The organism is Thiohalocapsa sp., from assembly GCF_019695415.1.
Classification (GTDB): domain Bacteria; phylum Pseudomonadota; class Gammaproteobacteria; order Chromatiales; family Chromatiaceae; genus Thiohalocapsa.
In genome coordinates this window covers 1-12,592 of record NZ_JAIFKJ010000099.1, presented here as the reverse complement: position 1 = coordinate 12,592, position 12,592 = coordinate 1, and the positions used below count along the sequence as shown (strand labels likewise).

The 12,592-nt window shown below is 65.9% G+C and carries 12 protein-coding genes; 1 reads left to right on the top strand and 11 read right to left on the bottom strand.

The genetic code is table 11. From position 1 onward, the window contains the following. The coding region (locus I6U14_RS02015) for a peroxiredoxin (RefSeq protein WP_296896466.1) at nt 1–414 on the bottom strand (414 nt) is incomplete at its 3' end. A 61-nt stretch (nt 415–475) separates the two neighbouring features. Here I6U14_RS02015 and I6U14_RS02010 point away from each other — a divergent pair. Continuing rightward, nucleotides 476–1,855, top strand: coding sequence for a YihY/virulence factor BrkB family protein (locus I6U14_RS02010; RefSeq protein ID WP_296896464.1), 1,380 nt, complete (start codon nt 476–478; stop codon nt 1,853–1,855). Between the two features lie 58 nt (nt 1,856–1,913). Here the strand turns inward: I6U14_RS02010 and rnhB are convergent, their stop codons facing one another. From rnhB to I6U14_RS01960, 10 genes are all read right to left on the bottom strand, one after another. Next, on the bottom strand, nt 1,914–2,546 hold the full coding sequence (gene rnhB / locus I6U14_RS02005; protein WP_296896462.1) for a ribonuclease HII: 633 nt from the start codon (nt 2,544–2,546) through the stop codon (nt 1,914–1,916). Continuing rightward, nucleotides 2,543–3,700 carry a lipid-A-disaccharide synthase gene (lpxB, locus tag I6U14_RS02000; protein ID WP_296896460.1) on the bottom strand — a complete coding sequence of 386 codons (1,158 nt, stop codon included), beginning with the start codon at nt 3,698–3,700 and terminating at the stop codon, nt 2,543–2,545. The genes rnhB and lpxB overlap by 4 nt, the downstream gene beginning before the upstream one ends. Beyond that, nucleotides 3,697–4,467, bottom strand: coding sequence for an acyl-ACP--UDP-N-acetylglucosamine O-acyltransferase (lpxA, locus tag I6U14_RS01995; protein ID WP_296896459.1), 771 nt, complete (start codon nt 4,465–4,467; stop codon nt 3,697–3,699). The genes lpxB and lpxA overlap by 4 nt, the downstream gene beginning before the upstream one ends. A gap of 3 nt (nt 4,468–4,470) precedes the next feature. Continuing rightward, entirely contained in the window at nt 4,471–4,905 is a 435-nt protein-coding gene (gene fabZ, locus I6U14_RS01990) for a 3-hydroxyacyl-ACP dehydratase FabZ (RefSeq protein ID WP_296896457.1), read from the bottom strand. A 217-nt stretch (nt 4,906–5,122) separates the two neighbouring features. Continuing rightward, nucleotides 5,123–6,175 carry a UDP-3-O-(3-hydroxymyristoyl)glucosamine N-acyltransferase gene (gene lpxD, locus I6U14_RS01985; RefSeq protein ID WP_296896455.1) on the bottom strand — a complete coding sequence of 351 codons (1,053 nt, stop codon included), beginning with the start codon at nt 6,173–6,175 and terminating at the stop codon, nt 5,123–5,125. Between the two features lie 35 nt (nt 6,176–6,210). Further along, complete coding sequence (locus I6U14_RS01980) at nt 6,211–6,711, bottom strand: OmpH family outer membrane protein (RefSeq protein ID WP_296896453.1); 501 nt, start codon at nt 6,709–6,711, stop codon at nt 6,211–6,213. Nucleotides 6,712–6,737: 26 nt separating this feature from the next. Next, a complete protein-coding gene (gene bamA, locus I6U14_RS01975; RefSeq protein ID WP_296896451.1) occupies nt 6,738–9,071 on the bottom strand; it encodes an outer membrane protein assembly factor BamA in 2,334 nt (777 codons plus the stop codon). A 251-nt stretch (nt 9,072–9,322) separates the two neighbouring features. Then, on the bottom strand, nt 9,323–10,681 hold the full coding sequence (rseP, locus tag I6U14_RS01970) for an RIP metalloprotease RseP (RefSeq protein WP_296896449.1): 1,359 nt from the start codon (nt 10,679–10,681) through the stop codon (nt 9,323–9,325). 12 nt (nt 10,682–10,693) lie between these two features. Continuing rightward, a complete protein-coding gene (ispC, locus tag I6U14_RS01965; protein ID WP_296896447.1) occupies nt 10,694–11,881 on the bottom strand; it encodes a 1-deoxy-D-xylulose-5-phosphate reductoisomerase in 1,188 nt (395 codons plus the stop codon). Beyond that, a partial coding sequence (locus I6U14_RS01960; RefSeq protein WP_296896445.1) for a phosphatidate cytidylyltransferase occupies nt 11,878–12,592 on the bottom strand: 715 nt, incomplete at its 5' end. The genes ispC and I6U14_RS01960, both read right to left, overlap by 4 nt.

The window sequence follows — 12,592 nt, the reverse complement described above, 5'->3', positions numbered from 1 at the left end:
GCTCATATCCGTATCCATCGGCAGCGGAAACTCCACCTGCAACTGCTCGGCAAAGGCGGCGACCTCAGCTTTGCTCTCGCCGACGTTCACGGCCACGAGCATGACACCGTCGCCCTCGAGCTGCTCCCAAGCACGCTGCATCGCCGGCATCTCAGCCCGGCACGGCGGACACCAGGTGGCCCAGAAGTTGATGATGACGGGCTGGCCCTGCATGGCTGCAAGGCTGTAGGTTTCGCCGTCAGGACCTTGCAGCTCGAAATCGGGCGCGGCCGGCGTCTCGGGCATCGGGTCGAGCAGACCGTCGGCGGCCGCTGCGGGTGTTGCTTGCGGATCGCCTGCGTCAGCGGCCTGCGTGTGAAAGGGCATTGTCATGACGGCCGCGGCCAGCAGGCCGGCGGTGATACAGTGGTTCACGAGTGTACTTCCTCCCGAGGCTGATGCCGCGCGCACGGTTGCACGCGCATGCGAGGTTACCATGAGCCCCGTTCGACACCCGGTCGGCAACGGCGTTACCAGGACCTGGACACAGCTCCTCTGGGGCGACGCGGCCGCGCTGCCAGGGTGGCAGAAGCGCCTGCGGCTGCCGGCGCGCATGCTCCATGCCATCGTCCGGGATCTGCTGGCGGGCCGACTGACGCTGCAGGCGATGAGTCTGGTCTACACCACACTGCTGAGCCTGGTGCCGCTGCTCGCGGTGAGCTTTTCCGTCCTCAAGGGCTTCGGCGTGCACAACCAGCTGGAGCCCATGCTGTTGCAGGCGCTCCACCCCCTCGGTGCCGACGCGCAGGAGATTGCCGAGCGGCTCATCAACTATGTGGACAACACCAATGTGCGGGTCCTCGGCGCCGTTGGGCTCGCGGTGCTGTTGTGGTCGGTCTTGTCGCTGATCTCGAAGATCGAGCAGGTGTTCAATATGACGTGGCGTGTCGCACGGCAACGGCCGCTGGCGGAGCGCTTCAGCCGCTATCTGAGCGTGCTGTTGGTGGGGCCCGTGCTGCTCTTCTCGGCGGTGGCAGCCTCGGCATCGCTGCGCAATTATTCGGTCGTGCAGCGGCTCGCGGACATCGCGCCGCTCGGCTGGCTGCTCCAAGGCGCCGAGCGTCTCGTCCCCTTGGTGCTGATCACGCTGGCCTTCGCCTTCGCCTACAACTTTGTGCCGAATACCCGGGTGCGCTTCGCGCCCTCTCTCGTGGGGGCCGCAGTAGCAGGCGTCCTGTGGCTCATGGCGGGAGACCTCTTCGGCCAATTCATGGCGGGCTCCACCCGCTATGCGGCCATTTATTCAGGCCTGGCGATCCTGATCCTATTTATGATCTGGCTCTACATCGCCTGGATTATCGTCCTCGTGGGGGCAAACATCGCCTTCTATGCCCAGTACCCCGAGTACCTGATGAGCCGCGACCGCGACTTCCGGCTCAGCAACAGACTGCGCGAGCGCCTTGCGCTGCTGCTGATGCAGGCGGTGGTGCGCAGGCATTACAGCGGCGCCGATGCCGTCGATGACGAGACGCTGGCCCATGACCTGGGCATGCCGCTCACGAATGTGCGCAATCAAGTCGAGCTGCTGACCGATGCCGGTTATCTGGTGGCGACGGCAAGCGACCCGCCGCGCTACGTACCGGCGCAGGCACCAGAGCGCGTCAAGGTGCGGGCGCTGCTGCGACATGTGCGCCGGTTTGGCGAAGATCAGTCGGCGACGCCGAGCCTCCCGACTGGGGCGCCCGTCGCCCAGCTGGAAACATGCCTCCAGCAGGCCATGGACGACGCGCTCGGGGAGATGAGCCTCAAGGACCTGGCCGCGGAAGCGGCGCCCGCCACCAACATAGCATCCCATACAGTCGCCCGAGGCGCCTAGGTTGTCGCTGGGGCTGGCGCGGTGTGACTGGCGTGCTGGGATGACATCCAGGCCAGGGTCAGGCAAAGGGAAGCTTCGCGCCTTCGGGCGCTGCCGGATCGCCAAGCAATGCCCGTACTGGGGCGAAGGAGCGTCGGTGGATAGGGCAGGGTCCGTACCGCTGCAGCGCGGCAAGGTGCTGGGGCGTGCCATAACCTTTGTGCTGCGCGAAGCCGTACTCCGGGTGGTGCCGATCCAGGCGCTGCATCTCCCGGTCGCGCGCAACCTTGGCAAGGATGGACGCGGCGCTGATGGCGGGCTCCAGCCCGTCACCACCCACCACGGCGCGCGCGAAGCAGGGCAGATCGTCCGGGCAGCGGTTGCCGTCCACCAGCGCCAACGTCGGGATGACGCGCAGGGCAAGCACGGCCCGACGCATGGCCAACAAGGAGGCGCGCAGGACGTTGAGCCGGTCGATCTCGACATGGCTGGCCCAGGCGACCGCCCAGGCCTCGGCGCTCTGCTCGATGACCGGGACCAGGGCCTCGCGGGCCGCCTCGGTCAGCCGCTTGCAATCGTCGAGCCCTTCCGGCATCCGGGTAGGGTGGAGTATTACGGCCGCGGCATACACCGGACCTGCAAGCGGCCCGCGGCCCGCCTCATCCACCCCCGCGACCAGCGCCGGAGTCGCTGCCGTCAGCGGCGCGCTCATATGGCCTCCCTGGCCGTCAGCAGCTCGGCGATGCGGGCGGCGCCCGTACGCGCCGCATCCCGCCGAAGATCGGCGTGAATCTGCGCATACCGTCGCCGAATCAGCTCCCGGCGCGGCGCATCTTCCAGCATCGCCAGCAGCGCCGGACCCATGAGCTCGGCGCGACAGCGCCCTTGCAGGAACTCCGGGGCGAGTGCTTCACCGGCCAAGAGATTCGCCATGGCGGCGTAAGGTACCTTGATGAGCCTGAGCGCCTTAACCAGCGCGTAGGTGAATGCATGCAGCCGATAGGCCACCAGCATCGGGCGCCGCAGCAGAAGTGTCTCCAGGGTTGCGGTGCCGGAGGCGGTGAGCACCACATCCGCAGCGGCGATGGCAGTGCGGCTGCCGCCCGCGAGAACCTGCATGTCCAAATCCGGTGCGAGACGCGCCCGTTCAGTCTCGAGCAGATCGCGCAGGCCGGCGGAAACCATGGGAACGACGAAGCGCAGCCCAGCCTTGCGTGCCCGGCACCACAGGGCCGTTTCCAGCATGGGCGCGGCCAAGCGTGACACCTCGCTGCGGCGGCTGCCCGGCAACAGTGCCACCACGTTGTCTGCCGCCCCGATCCCGAGCTCTGCCCGCGCGCGCGCGCCCTGATCCTGCTGCGGGATCTCGTCCGCCAACGGGTGTCCGATGTAGTGGGCATCGACGCCATGGGCGCGCAAAAACGCCTCTTCGAATGGAAAGATGCAGAGCATCAGGTCCACGGCACGACGGATGGCGCGCACACGCCCGCGCCGCCAGGCCCAAACGGTTGGGCTCACAAGGTGGACCGTGGGAATGCCGCGGCCGCGCAGCCGCCGCTCCAGGCCGAGATTGAAGTCAGGTGCATCGATACCGATGAACGCCGCCGGCGGTGTCGCGGTGAAATGCGCAATGAGCTCTGCGCGGGCGCGCAGCAGATCCGGCAGCACGGACAGCACCTCCACGAGCCCCATGACGGACAAACGCTCTTGGGGCATCAGGGTCACGCAGCCTTGGGCCTGCATCCGCGGCCCGGCGACGCCCACGAGCTCGGCATCCGGCAGCGCCTCGCGCAAAGCGGCCGCCAGCGCGGCGCCGAGCAGGTCCCCGGAGGCTTCATTGGCGACGATGCCGAGACGGGTGGTCACCGCACGATGCTGCGGCTGCTGTCGGCGACGAAGTCCGCCAACGGCATCAACTCAGGATGGGACACCGCAAGCTCGCGGATCTGCGCCACGGCTTCCGTGAGCTTGAGGTTCGCCAGATACAGCAGCCGATAAGCGCGGCGCAGGGCGGCGATGGTATCCGGCGCAAACTGCCGACGCCGCAGCCCTTCCGTATTGATGCCCCGCGGTTGGGCCGGGTGGCCGCCAATGGTGAGATACGGCGGCACGTCCTTGCCGATGACGGTGCCCATGGCGCTGAAACTGTGAGCACCAATACGGCAGAATTGGTGCACGATGCTGAATCCGCCGAGGATGGCCCAGTCCTGGACCGCCACATGGCCGCCGAGGGAGGCTGCATTGGCCATGATGACGTTGTTGCCGATGATGCAGTCGTGGGCCACGTGGGTGTAGGCCATGAACAGGTTGTCGTCACCGATGCGCGTCTCACCCTTGTCCTGCGCAGTCCCGCGGTGAATGGTCGCGCACTCGCGAATGACGTTGCGCGCGCCGATGACGAGCGCCGTTGCCTCGCCGGCGTACTTCTTGTCCTGCGGGTCCTCACCGACGGAGGCGAACTGGAACACACGTGTGCCTGGCCCGATGCGGGTCGGCCCGCGTAGCACCGCGTGTGGGCCGATGACGCAGCCCGCACCGAGCCGAACCCCGGCACCGATGATGGCGTAGGGGCCCACTTCGACGTCCGGGGCGAGCTCGGCCGCCGGATCGACGATGGCAGTGGCGTGGATCAAGACTCAGAAGTCCCGGGCGGTGCACATGATCTCGGCGGTGGCGACGGCTTTGTCGTTCACCCGTGCCTCACCGGCAAATTTCCAGATGCCGCGTTTGACATGCAGCACGCGCACATCGAGCAGCAGCTGATCGCCTGGCTCCACCGGCTGTTTGAAACGCGCTCTGTCGATACCGACGAAATAGTAGAGGGCCTTCTCGCCCACTTCATCCGGCCTTGACTCCATAGCCAGCAGGCCTGTCGCCTGGGCCATCGCCTCGATGATCAGCACCCCTGGCATCACGGGGCGCACGGGGAAGTGGCCCGTAAAATAGGGCTCGTTGAAGCTGACGTTCTTGAGTCCCAGCAAGCGCTCGTTGGGCTCGAACTCTAGCACTTTGTCGATGAGTAGAAAGGGATAGCGGTGCGGCAGGAGACGCAACACCTTGTGAATATCCATCGTGATCAATGCTGCCTCCAGGACCCCTGACGAGACAATGCTGCAAGCCCGGCCGCAATCGCGGTGCATTGGCTGGATTGCAGCATGGCCCCTCGGTTGACGTTGTTATTGCTCCAGCCGCGCCAGCGTCACAACCGTTGGCACAGGGTCGAGACTAGCGCCCCAGATAACGGCCCGCAGTCGGGGCTGCCAGCGCCTCGCATAGGTTACGGGATTGTTACTGCGTCGGTGGCTGCGCCGGGTCGTCCTCGTGCCTCGCGGGTATGACGAGTTGCTCCAGGCGCTGCACACGCTGCTGCAGCGCCTCCAGCCGGCGCAGGCGTGCAATGCTCCGCCGCCAATCCGCGTTCGGCATGGCCGGGATACCGCTGCTGTAGACGCCGGCATTGGGCTGCGAGCGGGTCACCATCGCCATGCCGGTGAAATGAACGTCGTCTCCGATGCTCAAATGGCCCGCCATGCCCACCGCGCCGGCCACGGTGCAGCGTGCGCCGATCTGCGTCGAGCCCGAGATTCCGGAACAGGCCGCCATGGCGGTGTTTTCGCCGATGATGACGTTGTGGCCGATCTGCACCAGGTTGTCGATCTTGACGCCGTCGCCTATCACCGTATCCTCGAGGGCGCCCCGATCAACCGTGCTATTGGCACCGATCTCCACGTCATCTCCGAGGCGAACGCCGCCCAATTGGGGGATGCGTACCCAGCGCTCGCCGTCCTTCGCAAAGCCGAAGCCTTCGCGACCGATGATGGCACCCGGGTGCAACAGCACGCGAGCGCCGATACGCGCGCCAGGGCAGACCACCACGTGCGCCACCATGCGTGTCTGCTCGTCGACCTGGGCTCCGGCGCCGATACTGCAATGGGGTCCGATCTCGACATCTGCGGCGATGTGGGCATCCGCGTCGATGACGCAGAGGGGCCCGACCGACGCAGACGGGTGGATCACTGCGCTCGCATCCACCACGGCACTCGGGTGCACACCCGCGGCCGGCCGAGTGCGCGGATGCAGCAGTGCGGCCGCTCGGGCGAAGGCAAGCTCGGGATTGTCCGTCACCAACGCCGCACAGGGGGCCTGTTCGGCGTCACCGGCGCGCAGGATAACGGCGCCGGCGCGAGTTCCCGCCAGCCGCTCCCGATAGCGCCGGTCCGCAAGAAAGCTCAGACTGTCACCGTCCGCCGCATGCAGCGGTGCGACCCGCGACAGCGACACATCGTCACCGATCAGTGTCATGCCCAGCTCGGCCGCGAGCTGGCTCGCTGCAATCACCACCTGTCAGTCCGCCTGCGCTGCGCCGTCGCGTGGCATCAACGGCTCCGAAACTCTTCCTTGAGGCGCTCGACGACATCTGCCGAGATGTCGATGCGCTCGCTGAAATAGACGACGCCTTCGCTCACAATCAGATCGATGTCCTGCTCCTTGGCAATCCGTCGGACCACTTCTTCCACCTGCTTGACGAGCTTGGTGCGCAGCTCGCTCTGGCGCAGCGCGAAGTCCTCTTGCAGCTCGGCCTTTGCATAGCGCAGGCGACGCTTGCGGGCACGGATGTCGTTCTGAAGGCGCTTGAGCTCCTCCTCGCTCATGAGGGCGCCATCGCGATCCAGCTTCTCGTTGAGCCGATCCAGGCTCTCCTGTTGATCCAGCAGATCCGCCTCTCGCTCGGCGACCTCAGTACTCAGGGTCTGGCGGGCCTCCTCGTACTGAGGCGATTCCTCAACAATGCGGTTGGGGTCGATGACGGCGATCTTGAGGTCCTGCGCAATGGCGCTGGGGGCGGAAAACAGGCCCACCCACAACAAAGCGAGCATCAAAGCGGCGGGGCACCGGAGCGACATCAGAACGTCTGGCCGAAGGTGAACTGGAAGACCTGCTCCTCGTCCTGTTCCTCTTTATTGAGAGGGTAGGCAAGGCTCACGGAGAGCGCCCCAACGGGTGAGAGCCAGGCGAAAGAGAGACCAGTGGAGTAGCGCAGGTCGCCGAGCTCAAAGCCGGTGGGCGCGACAAGATCGGTATCCTCCGTCCACCAGACGTTGCCGAAGTCCAGGAACGCGCCCACGCGAACCGTGTTCTTGAGGTTCTCTCCAAGCGGCGGCGGTGCGTAGACCTCGATGCCGCCGGTGAGCTCCAGGTTACCGCCCACCGGATCATCGTCGATGGAGGTCTCCCTTGGGCCGAGCGTGTTGGCCTTGAAGCCGCGGACGCTGCGCGGGCCGCCGGCATAGAAGTTCTCGAAGAAGGGCAGCGAGTCGGTACTGCCGTAACCGTCGCCATAGCCCAGATCGCCTTTGAGTGCGAGCGTCACCCGCCGCCCTAGTGGAACGTAGTGGCGTCCCCGGTAGGTGAGCCGGTAGTACTGCAGGTCGCTGCCGGGGATGGCGATCTCGCCGAACAGGCTCTGCAACGTGCCTTCGTTGGGGAAGACGGCTGAGTCCCGCGTATCGTTGACATAGCTGGCGGTCAGGAAAAAGTCGTTGAAGACATCGCCATTGTCCGCGACGAAATCCTGCGCCAGCAGGGAGCGCCCGGCATAGAACTTGGTGTACTGGTAGTAGGCGCCGATGCCGGCCCGGGCCGTGTCAGAAATCGGCAGGCCGAAGTTGATGGCGGCACGCCCGACGTCCGTTGAGTAGTCCGCGCCGATGAGCTGGTCGAAATCCGTCGAGCGATAGCTGATATCGAAGCCGCGGCTGATACCATCGATGGTGTAGTAAGGGTTGGTATAAGCCAACCGATAGAGCTGATTGGTTCGGCTTGTGTTGAACGCGAAGGCGACGCGCTTACCGGTTCCGAGGAAGTTCGACTGCGACACACTGGTGTTGAAGATCAGGCCCTCGGACTGGGAGAAGCCGATGCCCGCCATGAGGTTACCGGACGGCCGCTCCTTGACGGTGACGTTGACGTCCACCTGATCGGCAGTGCCGGGCACCGCCGGTGTTTCGATCGTGACATCCTCAAAGTAACCAAGCCGCTGCAGGCGCTCGCGGGAGCGCTTGACGAGCTCCGTCGAGAACCAGGCGGTCTCAAGCTGGCGCATTTCCCGCCGCAGCACCTCATCGCGGGTTCGGGTATTGCCCTGCATGTTGATGCGGCGCACATACACACGCTTGCCCGGATCCACGAAGAAGGTCACGGCAACGGTCTTGGCGTCTTCGTCCACTTCTGGTACCGCGTTAACGTTGGCGAAGGCGTAGCCCTCGTCGCCGAGCAGCTTGGAGACGCGATCCGCACTCTCGGTGGCTGCCTTGCGCGAGTACACCTCACCGCGGCGCATGTGGATCAGGGGAAACAGCTGGGCCGCGGGCACCGAGGGCTCGCCGGCGAGCTGGATGTCGCTCACACGGTAGACATCGCCCTCGTCCACGGCGATGGTGAGATAAATGTCTTTTTTGTCCGGGCTGATGGAGACCTGAGTGGACTTGATCTCGAACTCGATATATCCGCGGTCCAGGTAGAAGGAGCGCAACGACTCCAGGTCGCCCGCAAGCTGCTGTTTCGAGTAGCGGTCGTTCTTGGAGTAGAAGGACAGCCAGTTGGTGGTGCCGAGCCTGAACTCCCGCAGCAGTTCCTTGTCGCTGAAGGCTTCGTTGCCGACGATGTTGATCTGCTTGAGGCGGGCCGTCAGCCCTTCATCGATCTCGATGCGAACGGCCACTCGGTTGCGCTCCAACGGCGACACCGTGGATTCGATGCCGACACCGTACTTGCCGGAGGCGAAGTACTGGCGCTCCAGCTCCTGCTCGATGCGATCCAGCACGGAGGGGTCAAACACCCGCCCCTCGGCGAGGCCGACTTCCACCAACCCTTCTTTCAGCACCTCCGTGTTGAGCGACTTGTTGCCCGTGATTTCGATCTCCGCGACGGCGGGCCGCTCGCGCACGGCGATGACCAACACGTCGCCGTCGCGCTCCACGGACACGTCCTCGAAGAATCCCGTTCCGTAGAGGGTGCGGATGATCTGGGCCGTGACGTCGTCGCTGACCGTTTCACCCACCTGCACGGGTAGGTAGTTGAAGATCGTGCCGGCGGCGATACGCTGTAGGCCTTCGACGCGGATGTCGGCAATCTGGAAGACTTCGGCTAGAACAGGCCCTGCCGCCAGTAGCAGGACGAATAACAGCGACAGCACGCGCCGGCGGGCGCCGGCGATGTTGGCTCTCGGATGAATCACACTTCCCCCGGACACGTTGACCGGATACATACGACCCGCGGCCATCGCATGTATGCCCAGGGCGAGAGCAGGCGGTGACGCGATTTTCACGGCGCGCGGCGTCGTGTCAGAACACGCGTTGCTCGGCTGCTGCGATGCTCGACTGCGATAGACGATGGAAACCGTGTGCTCGCTGTCCTGCCAGGTCTCGCCAGGGATCACGAATGGTCGACCGGTCCCCCGATAGCGGCAGTATAGGGCAAGCGGATCGTCTAGCCAAAGATTCGAGCGATATCCACGTAAAACGCCAGAGTCATCAAGCAAAGTATCAACAACAGCCCAAGGCGCTGCCCCTGCGCCTGAACCCACTCGGGCAGCGGCCGCCCGAGCACCGCCTCCACGGCGAAATAGAGCAGATGGCCGCCGTCGAGCACCGGAATCGGCAGTAGATTCAGCAGGCCGAGGCTAATGCTGAGCAGCGCCAGGAACTCCAGGTAAGGCTCGATACCGAAGCGCGCGGTCGTGCCGGCCGCGTCGGCGATGCCGATGGGGCCGCTCAGGTTTTCGACGGAAGCGGTACCCACCAACATACGACTGACCAGCCGGAGCATCATCACCGATAGGTCTTCGACCCGCCGCAGCGCTTCCCCGAAAGCATCCACGGGGCCGTGGCGCACCAGCACTTCGACATCGGCGAGCAGGTCCTCGGGCACTTCGGTGCCGGCGCCGATGCGGCCAACTTCACTGCCGTCGTCGAGGATCATGGCCCGTGGAGTCAGGGTGAGCAATCGCTCCGCGCCATCTCGTGCCACAAGCACGGACAGGGCTTGATCGGGATGGGCGCGCACCGTCTCGAAGAATTCCGTCCAGCGTTCGATGGCAACGCCATCTACAGCGAGGATGCGATCGCCTGGCTCGAGCCCGGCGACCGCTGCCGGCTCGTCGGGCACGACTTCAGAGATCACCGGCGGGATGGGGGGCGTGCGGCTCTGCAGGCCCACCTGGGAGAGGAAGCCCTGCCCCGGATCCAGCGGCGCGAGCTCTGCTGATGGCAGGGAACGCACGGCGCGGTCACCGTCGGCCGTGGTCACAGTCACATCGACATCGTCCCCACCCATGGACGCCGAAAGCAGCGCGAACCAGAAGTTCGCCCAGGTGGACACCGGGCGCCCGTCGACATCGCGAATGACGTCGCCGGGTGCAAAGGCTGCCTCGGCGGCAATGGAGTCGGGCTCGACGGCACCGACCTCCGGGCGCACGCCGTTCTCGCCCGCCATGAGCAAGCCCCAGTAGAGCAGCACTGCGAGCACCAGGTTCGCCGCCGGCCCGGCCGCCACCACGAGGGTGCGCTTCCACAACGGCTGCTTGTTGAAGGCGTAGGGGAGGTCCTCGGGGGCGACTTCGTCCTCGCGCTCGTCCACCATTTTCACGTAACCGCCCAGCGGCAGCGCAGCGATAACGTACTCCGTGTCGTCACCAGCTCGCCGCCAAGTGAAAATGGCACGACCGAAGCCGATGGAGAAGCGCAGCACCTTGATGCCGAGCCTCCGTGCGACCCAAAAGTGGCCGAACTCGTGAATGGTCACGAGGACGAGGATCGCCACCAAGAAGGCGGCCACGTTGATCAGCATGGCGAGCATGTGCTATGCGACCAGTGCCGCGACGCGTTGTTCCGCCTCGCGCCGCGCGGCGGCGTCCACATCGAGCACGTGATCCAGTCCGCTCAAGTCGACGGGCTCCGTCGGCAGCCGATCCATGGTGTGCTCCACCACCCGGGCAATGTCGACAAAGCCGATTCGGCGGTCGAGAAAGGCAGCGACGGCCACCTCATTGGCGGCATTCAGCACGACAGGCGCCGTACCGCCCTCGCCGGCGGCGCGGTAGGCAAGGCGCAGACAGGGGAAGCGCTCCGGTGCCGGTGGCTCGAAGTCGAGCCGGGCAATCTCGAACAAGTCGAGCGGCTCGACGCCCGCGTCGATGCGCTCCGGCCAACCCAGGGCATGGGCGATGGGGGTGCGCATATCGGGGTTGCCGAGCTGCGCGAGCACCGAGCCGTCGGTGTACTGCACCATTGAATGGATGACGCTCTGGCTGTGTACCACCACCTGAATCCGCTCCGGACTGGTGCCGAACAGCCAGCAGGCCTCGATGATTTCCAGGCCCTTGTTCATCATCGTGGCGGAGTCAACCGAAATCTTACGCCCCATGTTCCAGTTCGGATGCGCGACGGCCTGCTCTGGGGTCACCGCCCCGAGGGTCTCGGGGTCGGCATCGCGGAAGGGGCCGCCCGAGGCCGTGAGCAGGATGCGCTCGACACCAGCCTCCGGCAGACCGCGGTCATGCGCAGGCGGCAGGCACTGGAAGATGGCGTTGTGCTCGCTGTCGATGGGTAGCAGCGTCGCGTGATTGTCCCGCGCCGCATCCATGAGCAGGGCGCCTGCCACGACCAGCGCCTCTTTGTTGGCGAGCATCAGCCGTTTCCCCGCCCGAGCCGCCGCGAGACTCGACATCAGACCGGCTGCGCCCACGATGGCGGCCATGACGTAGTCGACGTCAGCCAGGGCCGCCACGTCGATCAGCGCGTCGGCACCTGCCAAAACCTGCGGCGGCTCCGGCATGTCCGCGAGCAGGACCTCAAGCCGAGCCGCCGCGCTGCCGTCGACCATCACTGCGTAGGCCGGCCGGAAGCGCCGGCACTGCTCCGCCAATCGCTCGGCGTTGCGATGCGCGGTGAGGGCGACGACACGGAACCGCTGCGGGTGCCGGGCGATCACGTCGAGTGTGCTGACGCCGATGGAGCCCGTAGACCCTAGGATTGCGATGCCCTTCATTGCACCAACCCCAACCAAACCAAACCCAAAGCGAACACGGGCGCGGCGGCAGTCATGCTGTCTATGCGATCCAACACACCGCCATGGCCCGGCAGCAGCGCACCCGAATCTTTGACGCCCTGCCGGCGCTTGAGCCAGCTCTCGAACAGGTCGCCCACCACCGACACAGCCACGGTGACGACGCCGAGCAGCGTCAGCTCTGCTGTGGCGGCCGCGCCGAGGCCGAGCACCAGACCGGTGAGGAGCAGGCCAAGCCCGGCCGCCGCCAGGGCGCCGAAGAACCCTGCCCAGGTCTTGCCCGGGCTGAGCCGCGGCGCGAGCTTGCGCCGCCCGAAGCGACGACCGACGAAAAAGGCCGCGGAGTCCGCAACCGCAATCATCAGCATGAGCCCTAGTACCAGGTAGGGACCACCTGCGAAATCGCCATGCAGGCGTACCAGAGCGAGCCAGGGTGCGGCGAGCACCAATAGTCCCAGCGGCAGCAGGACCCTGTCGACGCCGGCCGAAGCCAGCTGCGGCTGCAGCCGCGACAGCGCCAGGGCGAGCCCAAGCCACCAGAGCACGGCAGGCAGCAACAGTGTGATGGCGGCGGCCGTAACCCAGAGCACGAGTAAGACGGCCGCGAGCAGGGCGGTCGCCGCGCCGCGGGAGGCCGACCCCACGCCGCCCGCGAAGCCCGCCCACTCCCAGCCCGCCGCGCCCACGGTTGCC